Here is a 25,491-nt window from a genome sequence, read left to right on the forward strand (position 1 = left end):
ATGGCTAAGAAGGGGAATGTATTACAACAACTCGGTTCTTTAATCGGTTTAGTATTAATTATCGTCGTAATTACAGCTTTAAATCCAGCGTTCATTGAAATTCCAAATTTATTTAATATACTGCGTCAAGTATCGATTAATGCGCTTATTGCATTCGGAATGACCTTCGTAATTTTAACAGGGGGTATTGACTTATCGGTAGGTTCTATTTTAGCATTATCAAGTGCACTTGTTGCTGGAATGATGGCAAGTGGCATGGATCCGTTCCTTGCAATGGCAGTTGGACTATTAGCAGGTCTTGTAATGGGAATTGTAAACGGTATCATCATTGCGAAAGGAAAAGTAGCTCCATTTATTGCAACTTTAGCAACAATGACTATTTTTCGTGGGTTGACGCTTGTTTATATGGACGGACGTCCGATCACCGGTCTTGGTGATCATTTAATGTTCCAAATGTTTGGCCGCGGTTATTTTCTTGGTATTCCGGTACCAGCTGTTACAATGATGATCGCTTTCGCAGTACTGTACTTCATTTTGAAGAAAACGACATTTGGCCGTCGTACATTTGCAATTGGTGGAAATGAAGAAGCAGCAGCACTATCAGGTATTAATGTTACGAGAATTAAAGTAATGATTTACGGTCTTTCCGGAATTTTGGCAGCGCTTGCAGGTATTGTCTTAACATCACGACTAGATTCTGCACAGCCGACTGCAGGTACTTCTTACGAATTAGATGCAATTGCAGCAGTTGTATTAGGTGGAACAAGTCTTTCTGGGGGAAGAGGATGGATTGTTGGTACATTCATCGGTGTACTAATTATCGGTGTACTAAATAACGGTTTAAATTTATTAGGTGTATCTTCTTTCTTCCAACAAGTTGTAAAAGGACTTGTAATCTTACTAGCTGTATTAATTGATCGCCGAAAAGAAGCATAATGGAGGGACAGTTCATGAAGAAATGGTTACTTATACTCGTTGCATGTATTATGGTCATTACTGCTGGTTGTTCAATGGAACCACCAGAATGGGCAAAGGATTCTAGCGATAAAGGTCGAAATAAAACTATTAAAGTTGGATTCTCTGTTTCAACTTTAAATAATCCCTTCTTTGTAACTTTGAAAAAGGGTGCAGAAAAGAAAGCGAAAGATAGCGGCATCGAATTGATTGCTGTTGATGCACAAAATGATGCAGCAAAGCAAACGAACGATGTTGAAGATTTAATTCAAAAGGGTGTCGATGTAGTTGTTATTAATCCGACCGATTCAGATGCTGTTGCTTCAGCAGTAAGTGCGGCAAATGCAGCGAATGTTCCTGTTATTACAGTAGACCGCGTTGCGAATTCAGGTAAGGTTGTTTCTCACATTGCATCTAATAATATCGAAGGTGGTCAAATGGCTAGTGATTACATTCGTGAATTAGTCGGCGATGGAGCAAACGTTGCTGAGTTAGAAGGAATCCCTGGATCGTCTGCTGCTCGTGAACGTGGGAAAGGATTCCATAACGTAGCCGATAAGTCTTTACAAGTAGTTGCCAAACAAGCGGCTGATTTTGATAGAGCGAAAGGATTATCTGTTATGGAAAACATTTTGCAAGCAAATAGCGATATTAAAGCCGTGTTTGCGCATAACGACGAGATGGCATTAGGTGCACTTGAAGCATTGAAGTCTGCTGGAAAAACGGATGTAGTCGTTGTTGGATTTGATGCAACAGAAGATGCTGTGAAAGCGGTTAATGATGGGCGTATGGCTGCAACAGTCGCTCAAAAACCGGAATTAATCGGAGAGAAGGCGATGCAAACAGCAAAAGAGATAACACAAGGTAAAAAAGTGGACAAATCTATTCCGATTGAATTAGAGCTTATTAAGAAAAATAAATAAATATAAAATGAAAATTAGGAAGGAAGAATAACAAATGAAATTTTTTATTGATACAGCAAACATTAACGAAATTAAAGAGGCAAATGCATTAGGCGTAGTAGCTGGAGTAACGACAAACCCATCACTTGTAGCAAAAGAAGGCGTAGATTTCCATGAGCGTATTCGTGAAATTTGCAGCTTTATAGAAGGACCTGTAAGTGCAGAAGTAATTAGCTTAGAAGCTGATAAAATGATTGAAGAAGGAAAAGAATTAGCGAAGATTGCTCCAAACGTTGTTGTAAAAGTTCCAATGACAACAGAAGGTTTAAAAGCAGTAAAAGCGTTCTCTGATTTAGGAATTCGTACAAACGTTACATTAGTATTCTCAGCAGTTCAAGCATTACTTGCAGCTCGCGCTGGTGCAACATATGTTTCACCATTCTTAGGTCGTTTAGATGATATCGGTCATAACGGTATGGATTTAATTCGTCAAATCGCAGAAATCTTTGCAATTCATGGCATCGAAACAGAAATCATTGCAGCATCTGTACGTCACAGCGTTCACGTAACTGATGCAGCATTAAACGGTTCACATATTGCAACAATCCCAGCAAACGTAATTGCTTCATTAGTGAAGCACCCATTAACAGATCAAGGAATTGAGAAATTCTTAGCTGATTGGGAAAAAACACAAGAGAAATAATAGAAAATCAAGAATCCTAGTTTAATTGACTAGGATTCTTTTTTATTTAAAAGAATTTTCATGCAATTTTGCATATTGTCTTTTAAATTTGTTATATAAGATATTTAATATATATCACATAACTCTTTATTTTTCATATTTCGATATAAAGTGAAACTTTAATCAGTGGGGGCTTTGTTCATCAGCACACTGATTATTAGTTGAACCAAGGGATAAACAGATAGAGGGTCTGACCAGAAAACTGGAGGGCATGATTCTATAACAGAAAGTTCAATGTTTATAGAATTATGTCTTTTTATATAGGGAGGGTAGTAAACAGAGATTTCGACAAAAACGCACCGATTTATCTGAATTTTAAGTTTTATAAAAGGAGAGAAATGGAATGAGAAGAAAAGCCCCATTTAAAGTGTTGTCATCATTAGCAATTGCAGCAATTATCGGATGCACATCTGTAATGAGTGCGCCGTTAGCATATGCAGAAACGCCAGCAAAAGAGAAAGAGAATGTGTCTACAACGCCAATTGATTACAATTTAATTCAAGAAGATCGTTTAGCGGAAGCTTTGAAAGAAAGAGGAACAATTAATCCAGCATCTTCTAAAGAAGAGACGAAAAAGGCTGTCGAGCAATATATTGAAAAGAAACAAGGAGATCAGGCGAACAAAGAAATTCTTCCAGATGCTCCCTCACAAGAAACGTCTGATTTCACAAAAAAAGTAAAAGAGAAAAAGATGGAAGAAAAGGAAAATGTAAAAAAGACTGAAAAAAATATTAATCTTGAGCAAAAGCCAGAACCAAATAAAAAGCAATTGAATGGGCAAGTTCCAACTTCAAAAGCAAAGCAAGCTCCATATAAAGGATCTGTTCGATCAGATAAAGTATTAGTGCTACTCGTTGAATTTAGTGATTATAAACATAATAATATTGATCAAACACCAGGTTATATGTATTCGAAAGACTTTAGTAGAGAACATTATCAAAAGATGTTGTTTGGTAAGGAGCCTTATACATTATTTGATGGTTCAAAAGTAAAAACATTTAAACAATACTATGAAGAGCAGTCTGGTGGTAGTTATACGACAGACGGATATGTAACGGAGTGGCTAACAGTTCCAGGAAAAGCATCTGATTATGGAGCTGATGGTAGCAGTGGTCACGATAATAAAGGTCCGAAAGGTGCACGTGATTTAGTGAAAGAAGCTTTGCATGCAGCTGCTGAGAAAGGACTAGATTTATCTCAGTTTGATCAGTTTGATAGATATGATACAAACGGGGATGGGAATCAAAACGAACCTGACGGTGTAATTGATCATTTAATGGTAATCCATGCTGGTGTTGGTCAAGAAGCTGGTGGCGGTAAATTAGGTGATGGTGCGATCTGGTCACATCGTTCAAAATTAGCAGTAGATCCAGTAGCGATTGAAGGTACAAAATCAAAGGTAGATTACTTTGGTGGAAAAGTAGCAGCACATGATTACACAATTGAACCAGAAGATGGAGCTGTAGGTGTGTTTGCGCATGAATTTGGACATGATCTTGGATTACCAGATGAATATGACACGAAATATACTGGAAATGGTTCACCTGTCGAAGCTTGGTCATTAATGAGTGGAGGTAGTTGGACAGGAAAAATCGCAGGAACGGAGCCGACAAGTTTTTCACCACAAAATAAAGACTTCTTACAAAAGAATATGGGTGGCAACTGGGCAAAAATATTAGAAGTAGATTACGATAAAATTAAGAGTGGTGTGGGAGTTCCTACATATATTGATCAAAGTGTTACGAAATCAAATCGTCCAGGCGTTGTACGTGTTAACTTACCAGGTAAAAGTGTTGAAACGATTAAACCGGCGTTTGGAAAGCATGCATATTATAGTACAAGAGGCGATGATATGCATACAACGTTAGAGACACCATTCTTTGACTTAACAAAAGGAACAAATACAAAATTCGATTATAAAGCAAATTATGAGTTAGAAGCAGAGTGCGATTTCGTCGAAGTACATGCAGTAACAGAAGATGGAACGAAAACATTAATTGATAGACTTGGAGAAAAAGTAGTCCAAGGAGATAAAGATACAACAGATGGGAAATGGATTGATAAATCATATGATTTAAGTCAATTTAAAGGCAAAAAAGTGAAACTACAATTCGACTATATTACAGATCCGGCTGTAACATATAAAGGTTTTGCGATGGACGATGTAAATGTAACTGTTGATGGACAAGTTGTATTTTCTGATGATGCAGAAGGACAGTCTAAAATGAATTTAAATGGTTTTGTTGTTTCTGATGGGACAGAGAAGAAAGCTCATTATTACTACTTAGAATGGAGAAACTATGCGGGATCAGATAATGGATTAAAAGCAGGAAAAGGTCCAGTGTATAATACAGGTCTTGTCGTTTGGTATGCAGATGATAGCTTTAAAGATAACTGGGTGGGGGTGCATCCAGGTGAAGGATTCCTTGGGGTTGTAGATTCTCATCCAGAAGCACTTGTTGGTAATCTGAACGGGAAACCAGCGTACGGTAATACGGGCATGCAAATTGCAGACGCTGCATTTTCATTTGATAAAACACCAGCATGGAGTGTAAATTCATTAACACGTGGCCAGTTTAACTATTCTGGATTACAAGGTGTTACAACTTTTGATGATTCAAAAGTATATAGTAACAAGCAAATTGTAGATTCAGGAAGAAAAGTTCCAAACCTTGGACTTAAATTCCAAGTTGTTGGACAGGCAGAAGATAAATCGGCAGGCGCTGTTTGGATTAAACGTTAATAACATAAAAGCACATTCTTCATATGAAGAGTGTGCTTTTTAATTTGTACAGTAAGTTATTATTTTAGTTTATGTAATACAAATGTTTATTCATGTGTAGTGTATCAAATTATGTGGAGAAAGGAAATATTTCCGAGGAAATTGTCGAAGTATCGTCGTTATTTATAAACTTTCTTTTTAAAAGAAGTAATGTATTATTGCCTTTACGGCTCAATTTATTTACATTGTTATTTGGTTATACACAAAAGTAATATATTGGGCAAAAAAGAGTTCTATTCAATATGGCTCTTTTTATAGATAGAAAGGAGTAAGCGATAAATGAAAGAAGTTATTGGATGTCCACAGTGTGAAGGGGATATTACTGTACAACATATTATTGATCTCCCACATCCTTTTTCATTAAGGTGTCCACATTGTAAGGTGAAGTTGAAAGAAATAAGGGTAACGTCATGTTTAATATTAGCGATGATTTGTATAATTCCATTGTTTATTATTATTGGAGAGAGTATTAAGGAATTACTAGTAAAATATTTTTCTATTGTAGACAATGTACCAACTGTACTTATTTTCTTTTTATTTTGTTATCCATTGTATTATTTCTATGAAAAATATAATGCTATATTGTTTATTAAATATGGTTTGCTGAAAGTTAAAAGTTGAATTGAATAGGAGATTATCATTATGCTTTGGAAAATATATTTAGTTATTGTAGCAATGTTAGCTATTATTTCGTTAGTAAGGGGTATGTTTCAAACACCAATTCAAAAGTTTGACTTTGTAGTATCTATTATTACGTGGATAGGGCTCTTTGGTTTTGTATTTGATATACAAATATTAACCTCGATTGTTTGGAAATGTATCTTCTTGTTTAGCGTCATTTGGACTTTAACTGCAGTTTTTGTTTTTCGTTTATATGAAGAGCGAGATGAGCCATTACCTTTTATATTTAAATTAATTGGAATTATTCCAACGCTTCCATTATATTACGGATTATATCAATATGCATTTTAAAAAAGACAACGATGGATTATCCCATCATTGTCTTTTTTACTTTGCTTCTTACATAAATCATCCCAGCAAATGTTAATAAAAATGCTGTCCCGATAATGAAGCTGATGCTAGGTGATGCTCCGATTGCGCCGACTGTAAAGGAGCCAGCAACAACTCCTAATGAGAAGAAGGCATAAAATAATCCGAATGCCTTTCCGCGATTATCGTCTGTAGTATTTTCAACGAGTAAAGCGTTAATAGACGGAAAGAGGATTGCGAATCCAATTCCATAAATCATCATTACAATAAAGAGCATACCTTTTGTAGCAAATAATCCGAGTAAAGATAATGCGAATGCCATAACTGCAATTCCGATTAGCATTAGTTTCGAACGATTAAATCGATCGTAAATACGATTTGTTGGAAGCAAGAAGAAGAGGATAGCAGTAATACCAAATACACTTAACATCATGCCTGTTGTAGATGCTTTAAGCGCTAATGCCTCAACTTTTACTGGTAACATATAAGTGACAATTCCTTGTGAAAACATTAATGTGAAAGCACCAATATATGCTTGTAATAACGGTTCTGATTTTAACAGTTCAATCATATCTTCTTTGTTCATCATTTGCGTTCTTGATGTATCTTTTCTTGATACGTTATTTGGTAAGAAGAATAGAGATACGATTGTACCAAGAGCCATTAAAATAGAAATAGTAATGAAGACCCATTCTACGCCAGCTGTTGCTTTCATAATACCGCTGAAAGCAGGTCCTACGATTGCCGCTGTTCCAACAGCAGCACCAGATAGAGCCATTGCTTTTCCTTGTCTTTTTGCATTTGTTTGTTTTGATAAAAATGTAAAGGCAGCAGGAATTAAAAAGCCATCACTAAATCCATGCATAAAGCGCACAACTAATAGTTGTTCACCACTTTGAACAACGGTGTATAACAAGACTATGAAACTCGTAATTCCCATGCTTATATAAAGGATTTTTTTTGCACCAAATTTATCGACAGCGGCTCCAGCAATAATATTACCAATCATATTAGCGAATGAGTACATACCGACAACTAGCCCGATAATAAGAGGAGTTCCTCCAAGGCTTTGAGCGAAAGTACTCATAATAGGTAATTGTGAAAATGTATCTAAAAATGCCACGATAACGATAAAGTAAATAAAATATTTCAAGCGATATTCACCTCTCCAATGCTATTATGGCACAATGCTAATTTCACCTGCAATGAAATTGAATTAACAGATGTGGAAAAAAGTACAAAGTGACAAAATATTGAACGTTATTTGTAAAAAATTAGTAGGGATGTGATTGTTTTTTTGAAATATATGGATAGAAGTATTATAATAGATTTGTAAACTTCACCAGGTTAAGTATATACATAGAGAGGGATGTATAAAATGAAAGCACTACTTTGGCATAATCAACGTGATGTACGAGTAGAAGAAGTACCAGAACCAACAGTAAAACCAGGAACAGTGAAAATCAAAGTTAAATGGTGTGGTATTTGTGGGACAGACTTGCATGAATATTTAGCAGGGCCTATTTTTATTCCAACAGAAGAACATCCATTAACACATGTGAAAGCACCTGTTATTTTAGGTCATGAGTTTAGTGGTGAGGTAATAGAGATTGGTGAAGGAGTTACATCTCATAAAGTGGGAGACCGTGTTGTTGTAGAACCAATTTATTCTTGTGGTAAATGTGAAGCTTGTAAACATGGACATTACAATGTTTGTGAACAACTTGTTTTCCACGGTCTTGGCGGAGAAGGCGGCGGTTTCTCTGAATATACAGTAGTACCAGAAGATATGGTTCATCACATTCCAGATGAAATGACGTATGAACAAGGTGCGCTTGTAGAACCAGCAGCAGTAGCAGTTCATGCAGTACGTCAAAGTAAATTAAAAGAAGGGGAAGCTGTAGCAGTATTTGGTTGCGGTCCAATTGGACTTCTTGTTATCCAAGCAGCTAAAGCAGCAGGAGCAACTCCTGTTATTGCAGTTGAGCTTTCTAAAGAACGTCAAGAGTTAGCGAAATTAGCAGGTGCAGATTATGTATTAAATCCAGCAACTCAAGATGTGCTAGCTGAAATTCGTAACTTAACAAATGGTTTAGGTGTAAATGTTAGCTTTGAAGTAACAGGTGTTGAAGTTGTATTACGCCAAGCGATTGAAAGTACAAGCTTCGAAGGACAAACTGTAATTGTTAGTGTATGGGAAAAAGACGCAACAATTACTCCGAATAATTTAGTATTAAAAGAAAAAGAAGTTATTGGTATTTTAGGATACCGTCACATCTTCCCAGCTGTTATTAAATTAATTAGCTCTGGTCAAATTCAAGCAGAGAAATTAATTACGAAAAAAATTACAGTGGATCAAGTTGTTGAAGAAGGATTTGAAGCACTTGTAAAAGATAAAACACAAGTGAAAATTCTTGTTTCACCTAAATAAGATAGAATCGAAAAGAGTAGCCCTTTTCTAGAAATAGAAGAGGGCTACTTTTTTTCTATACTGAAAGGTGATAGACTTTCCTTTGACTAAATGTATTTTTGTTTGGAAGGGAGAATCTAATGCTTTCATTTTTGTTAACTTTAAAGCGAATGTTAAGAGCCTGTTTACGAGCGTGGAAAGATAAAGAATTTCAAGTATTATTCGTATTAACAATTTTGACTTTAATATCGGGTACGATTTTTTATAGTACGGTTGAAGGGTTACGTCCTTTAGATGCGTTATATTTTAGTGTTGTGACATTGACAACTGTAGGAGATAAAGATTTTAGTCCTCAGACAGATTTTGGAAAGATTTTCACGATATTATATATATTTATTGGAATGGGATTAGTGTTTGGATTTATTCGTAAGCTGGCAACTAATGTACAATTACCAACGATATTATCAAATAGAAAAAAAGAGTAAAGCATTCAGATGCTTTACTCTTTTTTTACATTAGTTTAGACAAGCCTTAATAATAGTTTATTAAAATGAAAGTGTATTCATTCATTATATTCACTGTGTATAAAGTTATAATGATATGAACATTTGCATATTTTGATTTAATGATAGAATTTTCATGAAAGGTGGGATATTCTAGTCATAGGTTAACCGGATGACATCATAGGATCCTAACAAAATGTTTACAATAATTCAATTATAAAATGGAGGATTTTATATGAAAAAGAAAGTACTTGCTTTAGCGGCAGCTATTACATTAGTTGCTCCATTACAAAGTGTTGCATTTGCTCATGAAAATGATGGGGGACAGAGATTTGGAGTTATTCCGCGCTGGTCTGCTGAAGATAAACATAAAGAAGGCGTGAATTCTCATTTATGGATTGTAAATCGTGCAATTGATATTATGTCTCGTAATACAACACTTGTAAAACAAGATCGAGTTGCACTATTAAATGAATGGCGTACTGAGTTAGAGAACGGTATTTATGCTGCTGACTATGAAAATCCTTATTATGATAATAGCACATTTGCTTCACATTTCTATGACCCTGACAATGGGAAAACTTATATTCCGTATGCAAAGCAGGCAAAGGAAACTGGAGCTAAATATTTTAAATTAGCTGGTGAGTCTTACAAAAATAAAGATATGAAACAAGCATTCTTCTATTTAGGATTATCTCTTCATTATTTAGGTGATGTAAACCAACCGATGCATGCGGCAAACTTTACGAATCTTTCGTATCCACAAGGATTCCATTCTAAATATGAAAACTTTGTAGATACGATAAAAGATAATTATAAAGTAACGGATGGAAATGGGTATTGGAACTGGAAAGGTACGAATCCAGAAGATTGGATTCATGGAGCGGCAGTAGTTGCGAAGCAAGATTATGCTGGCATTGTAAATGATAATACGAAAGATTGGTTCGTAAGAGCAGCTGTATCACAAGAATATGCAGATAAATGGCGCGCTGAAGTTACACCAATGACAGGTAAGCGTTTAATGGATGCACAACGTGTTACTGCTGGATATATTCAGCTTTGGTTTGATACGTACGGAAATCGTTAAGTATTTGAAGAAGGTCAAATCTCAGAATAGAGTATTTGGCCTTTTTATCACTATACAATACATGGAGGTATGAAACGTGAAAGGTAAATTGCTAAAAGGTGTACTTAGCTTAGGTGTTGGTTTAGGAGCTTTATATAGCGGAACGTCAGCTCAAGCAGAAGCATCTACAAATCAAAATGATACATTAAAAGTGATGACGCATAATGTATATATGCTATCAACAAACTTATATCCAAACTGGGGACAAACTGAGCGTGCTGATTTAATTGGGGCGGCAGATTATATAAAGAATCAAGATGTTGTTATATTAAATGAAGTGTTTGATAATAGCGCATCAGATCGTTTATTAGGTAATTTGAAGAAAGAATATCCAAATCAAACAGCAGTATTAGGTCGTAGTAGTGGAAGCGAATGGGATAAAACGTTAGGGAACTATTCATCTTCAACTCCTGAAGATGGTGGCGTTGCGATTGTCAGCAAATGGCCAATCGCTGAAAAGATTCAATATGTATTTGCAAAAGGATGCGGGCCAGATAATTTATCGAATAAAGGATTTGTATATACGAAAATTAAGAAAAATGATCGTTTCATTCACGTAATTGGGACGCATTTGCAGGCTGAAGATAGTATGTGCGGAAAAACTTCACCTGCATCTGTACGTACGAACCAATTAAAAGAAATTCAAGATTTTATTAAAAATAAAAATATACCAAATAATGAGTATGTGTTAATTGGTGGTGATATGAACGTAAATAAAATAAATGCAGAGAACAAGAATGATTCAGAGTATACATCTATGTTTAAAACATTGAACGCTTCTGTACCATCTTATACTGGACATACAGCGACTTGGGATGCAACGACAAACAGTATTGCAAAATATAATTTCCCTGATAGTCCTGCCGAGTATTTAGATTATATTATTGCAAGCAAAGACCATGCGAACCCATCGTATATAGAGAATAAGGTGTTACAGCCGAAATCTCCACAATGGACTGTTACATCATGGTTCCAAAAATATACGTATAATGATTACTCTGATCATTATCCAGTAGAGGCGACTATTTCTATGAAGTAGTTTCAAAAAGTTTCTTCGTAAAGAAGAAACTTTTTTTATTTGCAAACAGGAAAATCACACTTTCTTTCCAATATGTATAAGACATATTGAGAAGAGGAGAGAAAAATGTGGATCGAGGAATTTTTAAAGAAGTTCCATTACCGTGTGCATTTTTGGATGAAGTGGCTTTAGATAGAAATATTCAATCAATTATAGAGTTAAGTGGAAATAAGAAGATTCGTATAGCGAGTAAATCGTTACGTTCTGTTCCGATTATGCAAAAGATTTTAGCTGCAAATGATCGATTTCAAGGTATTATGTGCTTTTCACCTAGAGAGACTTTATTTTTAATAGAACAAGGATTTAATGATTTATTGCTTGGATATCCTGCTTATGATGAAAGAGCTTTGTATGAAATTAGTTTGCTAACAAAGAAAGGTTTCATTATAACTTGTATGGTGGATTGTGAAGAGCATATTGTGTATTTAGAAAAAATTGCTGAGAAATCTAAAGGATGTTTTCGTGTTTGTTTGGATATTGATATGAGTAGTCGTTTCTTTCAATTTCATTTTGGTGTACAAAGATCCCCAGTAAAAAATGTGCAGGATGCGTTGAAAGTAGTAGAAAAGGTGAGAAGGTCATCATATTTAATGTTAGATGGTGTGATGGGTTATGAAGCTCAAATTGCTGGGGTAGGCGATCGTATACCAAATCAATGGCTGAAAAGTAAGGTGATTTCGTATTTAAAGAAGAAATCAGTGTTAGAAGTTAAAGAAAGAAGAGAACATATTGTAAAAGCAATACAAAACCTTGGTATTGAGCTAAGGTTTGTAAATGGAGGCGGAACAGGAAGCATAAAAACAACTGAGAAAGATAATTCAGTTTCAGAGATTACAATAGGTTCTGCTTTTTATTCTCCGAAGCTGTTTGATTATTATAAAGAGGTGAAATTTCATCCAGCGATCGGATTTGCCTTACCAGTTGTGCGTAAACCAGTCCCGTTTATTTACACTTGCCTAGGTGGTGGATATATTGCTTCAGGAGCAGTTGGAAAAGATAAAGAGCCTGAAGTTTGGAGACCAAAGGGTGCAAAACTATTAGCTTTAGAAGGTGCTGGCGAGGTACAAACGCCAATTTTTTATAACGGCGAGGAACGAGTGGACATAGGAGAGTCCATTTTGTTTCGTCATAGTAAGGCTGGTGAATTATGTGAACGCTTTCCTTTTTTGTATCGTGTTAAACAAGGAGAGATTGTTGGGGAGTATTCAACATATCGGGGGGATGGCCAATGCTTTCTATAAAGGGACAAAGGTGGAGGAATTGGACAGGGAATGTAGAAGGAACGCCGCATTATACGATGTATCCAGAAAGTATACAAGATGTAGTAGAAGTAGTGGGCCTTGCACGAAAAAAGGGGCAGAAAATTCGTGTTGTTGGTTCAGGACACTCGTTTACACCCCTTGTGCAAACGGAAGAAGTTTTAGTTTCTTTAGATGAATTGAAGGGCATTGTGAATATTGATGAAGAGAAGATGGTCGCTGAAGTGTGGGCAGGAACAAAGTTATATGATTTAGGGAAGTTACTTGAGGAAAAAGGTTATGCGCAAGAAAATTTAGGGGATATTGATTCGCAATCTATTGCAGGAGCGATTAGTACGGGGACTCATGGAACGGGTATTACCTTTGGGAGCTTATCAACACAAGTTATAGAGATTACGGCAGTTTTATCTAATGGTGAGAGTATAGTTTGTTCGGAAGCTGAGAACGTAGAATATTGGAGAGCGTTTCAGTTGTCACTTGGAATGTTAGGTATCATTGTAAAGATAAAATTGAAGGTTATTCCAGCGTATTCACTCGTTTATGAAAGTGAAAAACAGTCATTATCTACTGTAATGAACAAACTAGAAGAGTATAAGAAGCATCGTCACTTTGAATTTTTCGTTTTTCCTTATTCTGATGAAGTACAAGTAAAACTTACGAACGAAACAACGAATACAGGCAGTGATTTGAAATGGCATAAACTAAAGGTGGAGTTACTTGAAAATAGGATGTTCTCTTTACTATCTAAAGGGTGTAAATGGTTTCCTTCTATAAGTAAAGGAGTGAGTCGATTATCAGCTAAGGCTGTACCAAACACAAAAATAATTGGCCCGAGCTATGAAGTATTTGCTACATCACGTACGGTACCATTTTATGAAATGGAGTATAGCATTCCTTCAAAGTATATGAGGACTGTGGTAGAAGAAATCTCAAATCTTATTGAAAAGAAAAAGTATAAGGTGCACTTCCCGATCGAATGCCGCTATGTGAAAGGTGATGATATATGGCTTAGTCCAGCCTATGGAAGAGATTCAGCGTATATCGCTGTTCATATGTATAAAGGTATGAAATATGCTGCTTACTTTGGCGAAGTGGAAAAAATTTTTCTGAAGTATGAAGGGCGTCCGCATTGGGGGAAAATGCATACATTATCGTATGAGCAATTACAAGATATATATCCAGAGTTTCATTCGTTTTTACAGGCGAGGAAGTCTCTAGATGAACTTGGAATGTTTTTTAATCCTTATGCAGAAAAGTTATTTATCCCGCATTAACGGGCAGTAATACTCCCATCTCAAAATTCGGTGGGAGATAACCGCTCGTTTTGGGAGGGTTGATTAAAGTTTCACATTATGTATATGAAAAAGCTGACAAATAATTATTTGTCAGCTTTTTTTAGTGTAATTGCATTTCTTGTATGACTAATATGCTCATAAAATAGTAGTTTATCACGGCTAAATACATGCAGTAAAACATGAATAATAAACAGGCCGTTAATGATGAATAGGAATAACAATGTAACGAGTAATACTAAAGGTTCTGTATGATTTAACATAGAACTACTAGAAAGAATATAATTGATTCCGCCTAACGCAAAATAAAATATACCGTATCGAATAAATAGTTCTTTTAATGTAATACGATCTGATTTTCCTTTCAGGTGAATGCGAAGCAATGCTTTCCCAATTGTTTTTCCATTCGTAAAGTATGGAATAATAATAAAGTAAATAAGGATTGAACACGTAATGAAAATGAGTTCATACATATTGGTGTAAGATTGCATATTAGAAACGAAGAAAGAATTTCCTTTGTTTTTAATGACAGGTACAACGATAGATAAGAAAATCCAATCAATTTGCATCGCGATAAGACGACGAATGAATCCGACTGGTTTCGTTTCCAAATCAATATGACTATCTAACTCGTTTGTTTTTGGAAGGAAGTACGTAAATATTGGTGCAATGATAAAACCAATTACGCCACCTAATGTATTTAAAAACAAATCATCGATATCAAATAATCGGTATGCACAATTGTATATACCGTATAATCCAGTCACTTGTGTTAGCTCGAAAAATAGTGAAAGGAAAAAGGAAATGCAAATTGTTTGTAGGAAACTACGTCGGAAATAATAACGTAAGTAAATACCGAATGGAACAGTTAATAGAACATTAAATGCAACTTGTAAAAAAGCAGACTCTTTTAATAAGTAGAAATAAGTAGCCGGTTTCGTTAAAACTGCCGATGTATGACTACTAATCTCTTGTATGAAATAAAATGGTGAGAGTTGCATGTGTTGTGTATTAGCCGATTGTAGGCTACAAGTATCAAACGTTTGTGGCAACGGCAAAATAACAAGAAAATAGGCATTTAATAAGTAAAGTAATAATGAGTATAAAATAAATGAGCGCCATTTATTTAAATAACCGTATTTTCGATAATTAAATATTAGAAAAGGGATTAAAAGAAACATTGCTAAAAAAGGAAATAAAATAAATGCTGTTTTTACTGGAAATAAATATGCAGTCAAAGTGAAACTCCTTTCAATAAAAATTCGTTTATCATTATAGCGCTAAAAATATTTAAATACAAAGTTAAAATCTTTCGAAATAGAAATAATTACTAATTTTATAGGAATTAAGTTATAATAAATTTAATATAAGGATATTATGATTATGTAAGTTGAGAGAGGGTACAAGAGATGCGATATGAACTTTTTTCTGTAAGTGGGGATCATATTACGACTTTTGAAAGTGCATGGCGTTTTCAGGAGGGAGAACAGATTTTTGTTCATGATGATCAAACAAAACGAAACTTTATTATTATTCGTCTGACGCATGATGTATTTCAACAAAATAAACATGTTATTCGTTTGTATTGTCAAGAAAAGAAAGTGTATGCATAAGAGAAGCCCTCTTACAGTATGAAAAGTAAGAGGGCTCTTTATCCCGCTATTTGTGGGAAGCACGATTGGTGAGGATTAAAGTTTCACTTTATCATTTTTCTCCTCGCAAGGAATAAAAAGAGAAGAGTTAATGCACATAGGTAGCATTTGATTTGGAAGAAAGGATATAGCCTTGTATTTTGTACTTCAAAGTTACATGGCCTTCTCTTTGAGAAAGCCATGTATGGTAATCTTGTTGTGTTTTCCATAACATACGAAACATATATTCTGTCTTATCATTTGTACGATGAACATGTGAAAACTCTATGTTAATAAAACCGTTCGTTCCAGGGGAAGGATAATATTGTTTAAGCTCACAAAGTAGCTCACTTTCATATCCGTACTTAATGTGAATGAGTTTAGTAACTATAAGCATATAAACACCTCTTTTACGATAATAGTAGGAAAGATAGAATTACTATAATAGTGAACTTGATCGTTATTATACTATTCTGGAAATTCGAAGTAAATGATAGGTTTTAACTTAATAAAGGTATAAAAAAGCGAGTCATCTAGTGTAATAGAATGACTCGCTTTCGATTTGTAAGTTTCACTTTATAAGAAAATAAGAGTAAGTACACCTACGATAATACAATAGAAAGAGAAATACTTTAAATTTCCTTTTGCCATAATGTTCATAAACCATTTTAGTGAAATATACGTCATGATAAATGTTGCGATGAATGCAACGACATATGGTACGAATAATGTGTCTAGATTTGGATCATTTGCAATGTCTGTAATGCTTAACAATAAGCCACCTAAGCTAACAGGAATGTATAGTAAGAATGAGAAGCGAAGAGCTGTTTCTTGCTTCATACCAAGTAACATTGCTGCTACGATTGTGGCACCAGATCGGCTTATTCCAGGAATCAGTGCGCAAGCTTGTGCTAATCCGACGATGATTGCATCTTTCATAGAAAGGTCGCCATCATTTTTACGACCGCGTAAATTTCTAATAATCCAAAGGCCGACAGCAGTAATAAGAAGGGAAATCCCAACCATCTTCACACCTTTTAAGTACTGATCGATGTAATCTTTAAATAAAACACCAATAACACCTGCTGGAATGGTTGCAATAACAAGATAAATAATAAAGAAGAAATCTGATTTCGCGTCTTCTGCTCTTGTAAATATATAAGAGAGACCATTCTTCGTCAGACGAATTAAATCATTTCTATAAATAAGTAATACAGCTAATAATGAAGCTGAATTAACAAGTAGTTCGAAGCTAAATCCTTCTATTTTTAGTTCTAGCAAATGTTGTGCTAAAACGAGGTGACCACTTGAAGAAATCGGAATTGGTTCTGTTAGTCCTTGGAACAGACCGAGAATTAAATATTTTAAAACGTAGTAAAATTGTTCCATAATAACCTCCTTGTTTATTAGTTGAAAGAAACAACTTTTCCATTATAACAAAGATATGGATGAATATTGAAAAGAAATAAATATTCGAAATAAAATAAAAATCCCTTATAGCAGTATAAGGGATTTTTATTTTTAATTAAGAAGTTACTGTTCCTTGAAGACTTTTAGACAATTGAACATCGACTTTTTCAGCATCATGAATATGATTCATAATAGTAGTATTTAATTTTTGGAACATTTGTTGTGTGTTAGCGAATTCTCGTAATATGTCATCATTACAAGACTTTTGGTTTTCAATAGCCTTAATAACATTTGTAGCGCCATTTTGTAACGTTTGAATCATAACTAAAATATTTTCAATTCTAGCGTTTGTATCGGCGCTCATTTCTACACCTTCATCAACTAAATGTAAATTATCTTTTGTATTATCGTATGCTTTTTCAATTTCTTCTTGAATTTTTTTCGTTAAGTTGCCGATGTTTTTTGTGCTTTCTGCTGTACTTTCCGCTAGTTTTCTTACTTCATTGGCAACGACAGCGAATCCTTTACCGTGCTCTCCAGCACGTGCGGCTTCAATACTCGCATTTAAGGCAAGTAAATTTGTTTGTGCTGCAATGTTTTGAATGACTTCTACAATTTGCTCGATTTCCTTTGAGCGTTCGCTTAGATGATTCATACTATTAGACGTGCGTTGAGATTGTTCACCTAATTTATTAATTACAATAAGTAAGCGGTGAACGGATTCTTTTCCTTCATTAGAGCAGTCAATAATTTCTGCAATAGACTGAATTAAGCTTTGTTCCTTTTGCAACATTTCATTATTTAACTCATTGGAATGTGTCGTACGTGTTGAAACATTTTCGAAACATGAACTTAATTGTTGAACTAAATTTTGGAGTGTATTGTGTTGGTTATTTACAAGTTGATGCTCTTGTACAACGCTTTGTACACGATCGTGGATAGTCGAAATAGTCTCTTGTTTTTCAATATCTTTTTGTTTCAATTCTGCTTCTAATTCTTGTATACGCTCTTCTAATTGAGCAATTGTATGTTGGAGTGATTTCTTTTGAGTAAACATATATTTATTTCAACCGCCTTCAAAAGTTATATTTTCTCTATATTTGGATTTTAGCATCTTTTGTATTTTTTAAATATAGGAATTGTTAAATATTTAAGAATCTATTACATTTTATTCATAATTCTCTTTTTTTCGTCACGAAAAATAAACTGTATTTAATCGTTTTGTAAACAAACTGTAAAATAAATCATGTATAACTGTATGAGAAGGGAGTCGGATTATGAACTATTTTAAGCGAATCAGCTGTCTAGTATTAGCAGGAATTATCGTTCTTTCTAGTACAGTCGCTGTAAAAGCAGAGTCAAACGACGAGAAACTTAACAACATGCAACAGCAATTGCAACAAAACGATGCAGAAATGCAAAAGAAAGAGCAAGAGAAGCAAGCTGTTAGTAAAGAAATTAAAGGTATTGAAAACGAACTACATAATTTAAATAATACAATTGCAAAAAATAAAGAGGATCAAGCTGCTATTCAACGTAAAATCGATGAAACACATAAGCAGATTGAGCAAAAAAAGCAAGAAATTGTCGTTTTAGAGGATAAAGTCCTTGCTCGTAAAGATATTATGAGAAAACGTATGGTTTCTGTTCAAAACAGTTCAAATACAAGTTTAGTAGTAGAAGTTGTGGTAGAGTCAAAAAACTTTGCAGACTTCTTACAACGTATGAATGCAGTTTCTACTATTCTAGAAGCTGATAAAGAAATTTTACGTCTACAAGAACAAGATCTTCGTCAAATTGAAGAAGATAAGAAAACAATTGACGAAAAAGAAGCATCTTTAGTAGTAGACAAACAAAAATTAGCAAAAGCACAAGCTGAACTGCAAGATAACTTGAAAAAACGTCAAGATAACTTACAAGCAGTTCAAGCTAAATATAATGAGGTTGCAAGTCAACTTAATTTAGCTACGGAAGAGAAAGCTAAAATTGAGTCAAATATGAAGGCAGTACAAGAAACGATTGCTCGTGAGCAAGAAGCAGCAAGAATCGCAGCGGAAGAGCGTGCAAAAGCAGAAGCGGCTGCAAAGGCTGAGCAAGAAGCTTTAGCGAAAGCACAAGCGGAAATTGCTGAAAAGCAAAAGCAAGAAAAAGCTAGTAAACCAGCTAAACCAGCTGAACCTGTTGTTAGTAATAATTCGAAGGTAGAGCCTGAACAACCTTCGAAACCAGCTGCTGGTGGGAAAGAACTTTATGTACACGCAACAGCTTATACAGCAGATCCATCTGAAAATGGTTATGGATCAGGTCAACAAGTATACTCTGCATGGGGACCAGGTGGTAAACCTTATAATTTAACTGCAAACCCAGGAATGAAATTAATTGCTGTAGATCCAAGTGTTATTCCATTAGGTTCTATTGTATATGTTGAAGGTTATGGGCAAGCAATTGCAGCAGATACTGGTGGCGCAATTAAAGGTCACAAAATCGATGTTTTAATGCCAGATAAAGCTTCATCTAGTAATTGGGGCAGAAAAAATGTTAAAGTGACAATTTTAAACTAACATAAAATCCAACTTTACAATGTAAAGTTGGATTTTTTTATAATATTAATGTTAAGTTGAGTTTACATTTTGTTAAGGTAAGCATACAATAATGGTGAGATGTGGTAAATTTGACCATTTTAAATAGAGTAAAAGAATTAAGAGCAAGATTTAATTTTTCGCAAAGTGTATTAGCAGAAAAGGTTGGAGTAACGAGACAAACAATTGCAGCAATTGAAAAAGGGGATTACGTTCCTTCGTTGTTATTAGCGCTTATGATTTGTGATGTGTTCCAGTTAAAGATGGAAGATGTGTTTGTTTTAAATAAGGAGGGGGAAGAGGATGAATAGACTCGTATTTTCCTATATGCTAAATGTACTTTTAATGGTATTAGCAGGCTGGGCTTTTATTGAGTTATATTATTTTACTATTGAAGTCGCTAATTTTATTCAAACGAAGAGAGTACCATTCGAAATTTCAATAAGTTTAATACCGCTCGGGTTACTTTTAACATTTGGTATTGTATCGACCGTTATTTATAAAATTCAAAAGAAAAAATATAAAGAGCTCTCGTATTGGATGTTTCCACTATTATTTCCTCAAGAAGATGAGCGTGAAAAGGCAATTACAGAAAAGGCTTGTCGTACTACATTTATGTCATTATGGTATGTGTTGCCTTGTGCAGTTGGTTTTTTAACTCTTTCTCCAATTGTTATTCTATATGTTCCTGCATATCCGATATATATTGCATTTAGTATCTTCTTTATTCAGATGACGATCTTTCACGTATCACTATACCGAAATAAATTAGCTTAAAAAGAAACCTTCTTGCACCGGCAAGAAGGTTTCTTTTCAGCTAATACTTGTACATATGGCGATATTATTTTATCATTTTATATAGAGTAAGATTTTGTAAGGGAAAGGAATTGTATATGAATAAGCAAAGAATTTATAGTATAGTAGCAATCCTGCTATTTGTTGTAGGTGGGGTGTTAATTGGAAAGCCATTTTATGATGGATATCAGGCTGAAAAGAAACAGACTGAAAATGTGCAGGCTGTTCAAAAGATGGATTATGAAAAGCATGAGACGGAATTTGTAGATGCTTCCAAAATTAATCAACCAGACTTGGCGGAAGTAGCGAATGCATCATTAGATAAGAAACAAGTAATTGGTCGTATTTCGATTCCAAGTGTTTCAGTAGAACTGCCTGTTTTGAAAGCTTCTACTGAAAAAAACTTATTAACAGGTGCAGCGACAGTAAAAGAGAATCAAGTTATGGGAAAAGGAAATTACGCACTAGCAGGACATAACATGTCTAAAAAAGGTGTTTTATTTAGTGATATAGCTTCTTTGAAAAAAGGCGATAAAATTTATTTGTATGACAATGAAAATGAATATGAGTATGCGGTTACTGGTGTATCTGAAGTAACTCCTGATAAGTGGGAAGTTGTGGAGGATCATGGGAAAGATGAGATAACGCTTATTACATGTGTATCTGTAAAGGATAATTCTAAGCGTTATGTTGTTGCTGGTGATTTAGTAGGAACGAAGGCGAAGAAGTAAAAAAGAAGGTGAACTCTTTAAAGAGTTCACCTTCTTTTTTACTAATGTTGAGAAAAAATAGAATGTTTTGGTTTGTATTTAAGTATTCTTCTATTTATGTATAATAAAGTTATAATTCTATATTTTGGGAGGAACAAGAGTGAGACAACAGGTGAAGAAACTTCTTTTAACAACGAGTATAGCGTTATTGGTAGCTCCAATTTCAGCTTATGGGCATCCAGGGCGTACAGATGCTAACGGCGGACATACGTGTCGTACAAATTGTGAGAAATGGGGATTACAGTACGGGGAATATCATTATCACAATAAACCAGCTTCTAGTAGTGGTGCAACGAGCCCAGCTCCTAGCCAGAATAATAATAGTGCTGTAGAAGCTGAGAGACAAGCAGAAGCACAGCGCAATACTGAGGCTGAAAAACAACGTGCTGCAGAAGCACAGCGCAACGCTGAGGCTGAAAAACAACGTAATGCAGAAGCACAGCGTAAAGCTGAAGAAGAGAGACAACGTGTAGCCGAAGAACAAAGAAAAGCTGAAGAGGCACGTAAGCAAGAGGAAGCGCAGCGCCAAGCTGATATGGAAAAAGGTCAACTTGAAGGTCAAAAGAATGGAGAAACTGATTTTAAAGCAGGAAAAAATGATGCAGAAGTGCATGTAGCTGGAAAATCTGATGCATATAAACAAGCGTTTAAAGCGACTTATGCAGCCGCATGGTCTTTAGAAGAGCAGAAGAAAACGCATTTTGAAAAAGGAAAAGAACAAGGTTTAGCACAAGAGACGATGGACGATAGTCAAGTTGCTCCAGAGTTTAAGGTAAACTTTGTAGACGGGTTCAAAGTAGGGAATAAAGAAAGAACAGAAAAAATTGAAAAAGAACAAGCTGAATTAGGAGAAAAGACAGGGAAAGAACTTGCTGAAAAGAATCCTGGAAATAGAGAGAAAGAAGTATACGTGAAGGCATATGAAACAGCGTATGAAAAAGGCTATAAGTCTACAAAAAAGGCAGTAGAAAAGGCTGGCTATAAGTATGCATTTGAAAACTATAATTTAAAAGTTCCTGCTAAGTATGAAAGAAATGAATTGTTAAAGAAATGGTTTACTGAAGGGTTTAAATTGAATAAAAAAGCAGCAGAAATTCGAGAAGAAGGGTATAAAAAGGGAGACAGCTGGTTCTCATTCTTCTATAAGAGTTTCGTACCAAGTGAATATAAAGAACATAAAGAGCTGTACGAACAAGCAATAGAAAAAGGTAAAACGGCATAAAAAAAGATGAGGAGAAATTCCTCATCTTTTTTAATCCATCCATTTCACTAATTTCTTAGAAATTAGTAATAAAACACAACCTAATATAATTGCCACAGCGCCAATAACTGTGAATACTTCAGCGTATCCAAGTGAGGTTGTAAAGCTTGCAAGTTGTCCGCCTAAAATGTTGGCGATACCTGAACTTGCTAGCCATACACCCATTAGTAAAGATGCTAATTTTACCGGAGCAAGCGCACTAACCATTGATAGTCCGACAGGTGATAAGAATAGCTCACCTAACGTATGGAAAAGATACGTAAAGACGATAAATAGTAAGTTTGCTTTTTCTGTAATGTTATGTTCATCACTACCTGTTTTTAATGTAGCGATAACGAGAATGATATAACCGATACCAAGCAAGATCATACCAAGTCCCATTTTAGTTGGGATTTTTAAATCACCGCGCTTGCGAGTTGCAAGTTTTGCCCATAATGCAGAAATGACTGGAGCAAGTAAAATAATAAATAATGGATTGACCGATTGGAACCAAGATGTTGGAACTTCCCATCCGAACACAGAGCGGTCTACAAATTTGTTTGTATATAATGTTAACGAGCTACCAGCTTGTTCAAAGCCAGCCCAGAAGAAGACAACGAAGCATGTTAAAATGACGATAACTGCGGTACGTTGTTTTTCTTTTTTTGTTAACGGTGTATCTCCTACTGATGGTTGTCCATCTGTTGTTTGTAAATCGCGAGTTGGTTTTTTACCGATATCACCAAGGAAGCGATTTGATAATGTTGTAAATAAAATTTGTCCAATAATCATTCCGATTGAAGCGGCTAAGAAACCGTAACGGAATCCGTAATGTACAACGCCATCAACTGTTGTTTTGAATAAATTTTCTGATAAAAACCCGCAAACGAGTGGAGCTAAAAATGACCCGACGTTAATACCCATATAGAAAATGGTAAATGCACTATCACGTTTTGGATCGTTCTCTTCGTATAATTCTCCAACCAGTGTAGAGATGTTCGGTTTGAAGAATCCGTTACCGATAATAATAAGCGCTAATCCGAGGTATAGGCCTAATTGGTTTTGCAAGGCAAATAGTGTAAGGTTACCGATTGCCATTGTTATACCACCAATTGTGATCGCTTTTCTTCTACCTAGAAAACGGTCTGTTAAGTATCCACCAATCATTGGTGTGAAATAACAGGCTCCAGTATAAAATCCGTAAATAGAGAGTGCCCATGCGGGACTAAACCCAAGACCACCGCTTACTAAAGCTGTCGTTAAATATAATGTTAATAATCCTCGTAATCCATAGTAACTAAATCTTTCCCACATTTCTGTAAAGAAGAGTAAGTATAAACCTGGAGGATGTTTCTTTTTTCTTTGTTGTTCTCTTTCTAGTTGTATCGCTGATTCCATGTTATTTTCCTCCTGACACAAACAAAAACAAAGTTAATAATTTTGTACATTTAATATTTTACCTTATTAACTATTATAAGTCAATAAAGGTTGATTTTTCAGAAGAGATTGGAAAAAGGGAATAGCTATAGAAGGGGTGTTTCTTTTGTGATAGACTATGGACTATGTTTTCTTTGTAAGGAAGCGGGTTATTGTACTTTTTTTATATGTGGAATTGATTTCATAAAAGATGAAATTAAAGAAGGAGAAAGAAATGAAATTGTTACAGAAAAAAGAAATTTTACTTATTAGTCTTATGTTATTCTCGATGTTCTTTGGAGCAGGGAATCTTATATTCCCACCTTTTCTTGGATATGAAGCAGGAGAACATGTGTGGATTTCGTTAGTAGGATTTATTATATCAGCAACAGGTCTTCCTATATTAGGTGTTATTTCTATTGCAAAAGCAGGAAGTTTTCAAACGTTAGCGGGTAGAGTTCATTCTTCATTTGCAATTATTTTTCCATGTATCGTGTATGTATTTATTGGACCTGGGCTTGGTATACCACGTGCGGGAAGTTTAGCCTTTGAAATGGGGCCAGGTCAGTTATTCCCTGAAGCAGGAAGCGGAGTATTATTGTTTTACACAGTTATTTTCTTTAGTATTGTTTACTGGTTAAGTTTATCACCATCTAAACTAATGGGGTTGTTTGGAAAAGTCTTGACGCCGTTATTATTATGTATGATTGCACTTATTTTTATAAAGAGTATGTTTACAACAGTAGGAGATATGAAAGAACCAATAGGGAACTATGGCCAAGCTCCTATGTTTCAAGGGTTTTTAGATGGATATTTAACAATGGATGCGTTAGCTGCTTTAATCTTTGGAATTGTTATTGCAAATGCATTACGTGCAAAGGGTATTGAAGATGATAAAGGTTTAGCGAAATATATGAGTATTGCTGGAATCGGGGCAGGACTATTATTATCGATTATTTATGTCATCCTTGGATATGTGGGGGCAATTAGTGGCTCATTAGGAACATTTGATAACGGTGCCAAAGTGTTAGCACAAGTTATGACTACATTATTTGGACAGGGTGGAGTCGTTTTATTAGGTCTTATTTTTACTATCTCATGTTTATGTGTTTCAATTGGACTTGTTACGTCTTGTAGTCAATTTTTTTCGAGTGCATTTCCGAAAGTATCTTATAAAGTGTGGGCATTTATAGTAAGCGTTGTTAGTATGATCTTAGCTAGGATTAACGCAAATTTTAAAAGTATCAGTACCAATTCTTGGATTTATTTATCCAATTGCATTAACGCTTATTATTCTAGGGTTATTCCATAAGTATATTGGGAAGTATGCATACGTATATGCAGTAACTGTTTGGATTGTAGCAATATTTAGTGCAATTGATATTTTAAATAAAAATGTAATGATGAATCAGTGGACGTCAGTATTAAAATACATTCCGTTTTATACAGAAGGTGTTGGATGGATTGTTCCAGCTATTGTAGGCATGTGTCTTGGTTTCATCGTTAGCATTGCTTTAAATAAGAATAAATGAGTAAAAAGGTGTTTTCCTATTTTGGGAAGACACCTTTCTTTTTTTGGAAAAATACTATTGAAAATGAATAGACTAAGAGT

The 25,491-nt window shown here is 34.9% G+C and carries 23 protein-coding genes and 2 pseudogenes; 19 read left to right on the forward strand and 6 right to left on the reverse strand.

Annotation, left to right across the window (positions count from 1 at the left end):
* The 6 genes from DN403_RS16615 (at window position 1) to DN403_RS16640 (ending at window position 6,352) form a co-directional block, all read left to right on the forward strand.
* The gene (locus DN403_RS16615) at window positions 1-936 is read left to right on the forward strand and encodes an ABC transporter permease subunit (protein WP_001074641.1); all 936 of its coding nucleotides are present in this window, start codon (window positions 1-3) and stop codon (window positions 934-936) included.
* A gap of 14 nt (window positions 937-950) precedes the next feature.
* The gene (rbsB, locus tag DN403_RS16620) at window positions 951-1,877 is read left to right on the forward strand and encodes a ribose ABC transporter substrate-binding protein RbsB (protein ID WP_000758971.1); all 927 of its coding nucleotides are present in this window, start codon (window positions 951-953) and stop codon (window positions 1,875-1,877) included.
* Window positions 1,878-1,911: 34 nt separating this feature from the next.
* The gene (fsa, locus tag DN403_RS16625) at window positions 1,912-2,559 is read left to right on the forward strand and encodes a fructose-6-phosphate aldolase (protein ID WP_000667667.1); all 648 of its coding nucleotides are present in this window, start codon (window positions 1,912-1,914) and stop codon (window positions 2,557-2,559) included.
* 382 nt (window positions 2,560-2,941) lie between these two features.
* Window positions 2,942-5,341 carry a M6 family metalloprotease immune inhibitor InhA2 gene (gene inhA2 / locus DN403_RS16630; protein ID WP_149185638.1) on the forward strand — a complete coding sequence of 800 codons (2,400 nt, stop codon included), beginning with the start codon at window positions 2,942-2,944 and terminating at the stop codon, window positions 5,339-5,341.
* Window positions 5,342-5,659: 318 nt separating this feature from the next.
* The gene (locus tag DN403_RS16635) at window positions 5,660-6,001 is read left to right on the forward strand and encodes a hypothetical protein (protein WP_000665762.1); all 342 of its coding nucleotides are present in this window, start codon (window positions 5,660-5,662) and stop codon (window positions 5,999-6,001) included.
* 21 nt (window positions 6,002-6,022) lie between these two features.
* Window positions 6,023-6,352, forward strand: a complete 330-nt coding sequence (locus DN403_RS16640) for a hypothetical protein (protein WP_000964465.1) — start codon at window positions 6,023-6,025, stop codon at window positions 6,350-6,352.
* 16 nt (window positions 6,353-6,368) lie between these two features.
* Here DN403_RS16640 and DN403_RS16645 read toward each other — a convergent pair whose 3' ends face one another.
* Window positions 6,369-7,523, reverse strand: coding sequence for an MFS transporter (locus DN403_RS16645; RefSeq protein WP_000873268.1), 1,155 nt, complete (start codon window positions 7,521-7,523; stop codon window positions 6,369-6,371).
* 225 nt (window positions 7,524-7,748) lie between these two features.
* Between DN403_RS16645 and bdhA the strand changes: the two genes are divergently transcribed.
* From bdhA to DN403_RS16675, 6 genes are all read left to right on the forward strand, one after another.
* The gene (gene bdhA / locus DN403_RS16650) at window positions 7,749-8,801 is read left to right on the forward strand and encodes a (R,R)-butanediol dehydrogenase (protein WP_000645827.1); all 1,053 of its coding nucleotides are present in this window, start codon (window positions 7,749-7,751) and stop codon (window positions 8,799-8,801) included.
* Window positions 8,802-8,920: 119 nt separating this feature from the next.
* Window positions 8,921-9,265 carry a potassium channel family protein gene (locus DN403_RS16655; protein ID WP_000948212.1) on the forward strand — a complete coding sequence of 115 codons (345 nt, stop codon included), beginning with the start codon at window positions 8,921-8,923 and terminating at the stop codon, window positions 9,263-9,265.
* A gap of 253 nt (window positions 9,266-9,518) precedes the next feature.
* A complete protein-coding gene (gene cerA / locus DN403_RS16660) occupies window positions 9,519-10,370 on the forward strand; it encodes a phospholipase CerA (protein ID WP_000730997.1) in 852 nt (283 codons plus the stop codon).
* Window positions 10,371-10,446: 76 nt separating this feature from the next.
* Entirely contained in the window at window positions 10,447-11,448 is a 1,002-nt protein-coding gene (gene sph, locus DN403_RS16665) for a sphingomyelinase C (RefSeq protein ID WP_000676793.1), read from the forward strand.
* A 107-nt stretch (window positions 11,449-11,555) separates the two neighbouring features.
* Window positions 11,556-12,728, forward strand: a complete 1,173-nt coding sequence (locus DN403_RS16670) for an amino acid deaminase/aldolase (protein WP_000373750.1) — start codon at window positions 11,556-11,558, stop codon at window positions 12,726-12,728.
* On the forward strand, window positions 12,716-14,020 hold the full coding sequence (locus DN403_RS16675; RefSeq protein ID WP_000948961.1) for a D-arabinono-1,4-lactone oxidase: 1,305 nt from the start codon (window positions 12,716-12,718) through the stop codon (window positions 14,018-14,020). The genes DN403_RS16670 and DN403_RS16675 overlap by 13 nt, the downstream gene beginning before the upstream one ends.
* Window positions 14,021-14,124: 104 nt before the next feature.
* Here DN403_RS16675 and DN403_RS16680 read toward each other — a convergent pair whose 3' ends face one another.
* Complete coding sequence (locus DN403_RS16680) at window positions 14,125-15,276, reverse strand: VanZ family protein (RefSeq protein WP_000128030.1); 1,152 nt, start codon at window positions 15,274-15,276, stop codon at window positions 14,125-14,127.
* 171 nt (window positions 15,277-15,447) lie between these two features.
* On the opposite strand from DN403_RS16680, the gene DN403_RS16685 reads away from it, so the two are divergent.
* Window positions 15,448-15,651 carry a hypothetical protein gene (locus DN403_RS16685; RefSeq protein WP_001268332.1) on the forward strand — a complete coding sequence of 68 codons (204 nt, stop codon included), beginning with the start codon at window positions 15,448-15,450 and terminating at the stop codon, window positions 15,649-15,651.
* Window positions 15,652-15,778: 127 nt separating this feature from the next.
* Here the strand turns inward: DN403_RS16685 and DN403_RS16690 are convergent, their stop codons facing one another.
* The 3 genes and pseudogenes from DN403_RS16690 to DN403_RS32305 all read right to left on the reverse strand — a co-directional run.
* Window positions 15,779-16,066: an antibiotic biosynthesis monooxygenase family protein gene (locus tag DN403_RS16690; protein ID WP_000909751.1), complete on the reverse strand. Its 288-nt coding sequence runs from the start codon at window positions 16,064-16,066 to the stop codon at window positions 15,779-15,781.
* Window positions 16,067-16,245: 179 nt separating this feature from the next.
* Window positions 16,246-17,058 (reverse strand): undecaprenyl-diphosphate phosphatase, encoded by an 813-nt coding sequence (locus DN403_RS16695; RefSeq protein WP_000434788.1) that lies wholly within the window; start codon window positions 17,056-17,058, stop codon window positions 16,246-16,248.
* A 136-nt stretch (window positions 17,059-17,194) separates the two neighbouring features.
* Window positions 17,195-17,725, reverse strand: a pseudogene (locus DN403_RS32305) (methyl-accepting chemotaxis protein); the annotation flags it as partial.
* A gap of 631 nt (window positions 17,726-18,356) precedes the next feature.
* Here DN403_RS32305 and DN403_RS16705 point away from each other — a divergent pair.
* The 5 genes from DN403_RS16705 to DN403_RS16725 all read left to right on the forward strand — a co-directional run bounded on the left by DN403_RS16705 (window position 18,357) and on the right by DN403_RS16725 (window position 22,445).
* Window positions 18,357-19,640, forward strand: a complete 1,284-nt coding sequence (locus DN403_RS16705; protein ID WP_001105792.1) for a 3D domain-containing protein — start codon at window positions 18,357-18,359, stop codon at window positions 19,638-19,640.
* Between the two features lie 110 nt (window positions 19,641-19,750).
* Window positions 19,751-19,969 carry a helix-turn-helix transcriptional regulator gene (locus DN403_RS16710; RefSeq protein WP_000154007.1) on the forward strand — a complete coding sequence of 73 codons (219 nt, stop codon included), beginning with the start codon at window positions 19,751-19,753 and terminating at the stop codon, window positions 19,967-19,969.
* Complete coding sequence (locus DN403_RS16715) at window positions 19,962-20,435, forward strand: hypothetical protein (protein ID WP_001081104.1); 474 nt, start codon at window positions 19,962-19,964, stop codon at window positions 20,433-20,435. The genes DN403_RS16710 and DN403_RS16715 overlap by 8 nt, the downstream gene beginning before the upstream one ends.
* A gap of 116 nt (window positions 20,436-20,551) precedes the next feature.
* Window positions 20,552-21,184 carry a class A sortase gene (locus tag DN403_RS16720; protein WP_001041729.1) on the forward strand — a complete coding sequence of 211 codons (633 nt, stop codon included), beginning with the start codon at window positions 20,552-20,554 and terminating at the stop codon, window positions 21,182-21,184.
* Between the two features lie 139 nt (window positions 21,185-21,323).
* Window positions 21,324-22,445, forward strand: coding sequence for a YHYH domain-containing protein (locus tag DN403_RS16725; RefSeq protein ID WP_001249825.1), 1,122 nt, complete (start codon window positions 21,324-21,326; stop codon window positions 22,443-22,445).
* Window positions 22,446-22,475: 30 nt separating this feature from the next.
* On the opposite strand, the gene DN403_RS16730 is transcribed toward DN403_RS16725, so the two are convergent.
* The gene (locus DN403_RS16730; protein WP_000443140.1) at window positions 22,476-23,861 is read right to left on the reverse strand and encodes a peptide MFS transporter; all 1,386 of its coding nucleotides are present in this window, start codon (window positions 23,859-23,861) and stop codon (window positions 22,476-22,478) included.
* Between the two features lie 253 nt (window positions 23,862-24,114).
* On the opposite strand from DN403_RS16730, the pseudogene brnQ1 reads away from it, so the two are divergent.
* Window positions 24,115-25,411: pseudogene (brnQ1, locus tag DN403_RS16735) on the forward strand (branched-chain amino acid transport system II carrier protein BrnQ1).
* Window positions 25,412-25,491 lie beyond the last annotated feature (80 nt).

Source organism: Bacillus sp. AY2-1, assembly GCF_008368965.1.
GTDB lineage: Bacteria > Bacillota > Bacilli > Bacillales > Bacillaceae_G > Bacillus_A > Bacillus_A thuringiensis_S.

Excerpts from the sequence above, each read along its gene's own strand:
- DN403_RS16615 (WP_001074641.1), top strand. The coding sequence starts at position 1 with ATGGCTAAGAAGGGGAATGTATTACAACAACTCGGTTCTTTAATCGGT.
- rbsB (WP_000758971.1), top strand. The coding sequence starts at position 951 with ATGAAGAAATGGTTACTTATACTCGTTGCATGTATTATGGTCATTACT.
- fsa (WP_000667667.1), top strand. The coding sequence starts at position 1,912 with ATGAAATTTTTTATTGATACAGCAAACATTAACGAAATTAAAGAGGCA.
- inhA2 (WP_149185638.1), top strand. The coding sequence starts at position 2,942 with ATGAGAAGAAAAGCCCCATTTAAAGTGTTGTCATCATTAGCAATTGCA.
- DN403_RS16635 (WP_000665762.1), top strand. The coding sequence starts at position 5,660 with ATGAAAGAAGTTATTGGATGTCCACAGTGTGAAGGGGATATTACTGTA.
- DN403_RS16640 (WP_000964465.1), top strand. The coding sequence starts at position 6,023 with ATGCTTTGGAAAATATATTTAGTTATTGTAGCAATGTTAGCTATTATT.
- bdhA (WP_000645827.1), top strand. The coding sequence starts at position 7,749 with ATGAAAGCACTACTTTGGCATAATCAACGTGATGTACGAGTAGAAGAA.
- DN403_RS16655 (WP_000948212.1), top strand. The coding sequence starts at position 8,921 with ATGCTTTCATTTTTGTTAACTTTAAAGCGAATGTTAAGAGCCTGTTTA.
- cerA (WP_000730997.1), top strand. The coding sequence starts at position 9,519 with ATGAAAAAGAAAGTACTTGCTTTAGCGGCAGCTATTACATTAGTTGCT.
- DN403_RS16675 (WP_000948961.1), top strand. The coding sequence starts at position 12,716 with ATGCTTTCTATAAAGGGACAAAGGTGGAGGAATTGGACAGGGAATGTA.
- DN403_RS16685 (WP_001268332.1), top strand. The coding sequence starts at position 15,448 with ATGCGATATGAACTTTTTTCTGTAAGTGGGGATCATATTACGACTTTT.
- DN403_RS16690 (WP_000909751.1), bottom strand. The coding sequence starts at position 16,066 with ATGCTTATAGTTACTAAACTCATTCACATTAAGTACGGATATGAAAGT.
- DN403_RS16695 (WP_000434788.1), bottom strand. The coding sequence starts at position 17,058 with ATGGAACAATTTTACTACGTTTTAAAATATTTAATTCTCGGTCTGTTC.
- DN403_RS16705 (WP_001105792.1), top strand. The coding sequence starts at position 18,357 with ATGAACTATTTTAAGCGAATCAGCTGTCTAGTATTAGCAGGAATTATC.
- DN403_RS16715 (WP_001081104.1), top strand. The coding sequence starts at position 19,962 with ATGAATAGACTCGTATTTTCCTATATGCTAAATGTACTTTTAATGGTA.
- DN403_RS16720 (WP_001041729.1), top strand. The coding sequence starts at position 20,552 with ATGAATAAGCAAAGAATTTATAGTATAGTAGCAATCCTGCTATTTGTT.
- DN403_RS16730 (WP_000443140.1), bottom strand. The coding sequence starts at position 23,861 with ATGGAATCAGCGATACAACTAGAAAGAGAACAACAAAGAAAAAAGAAA.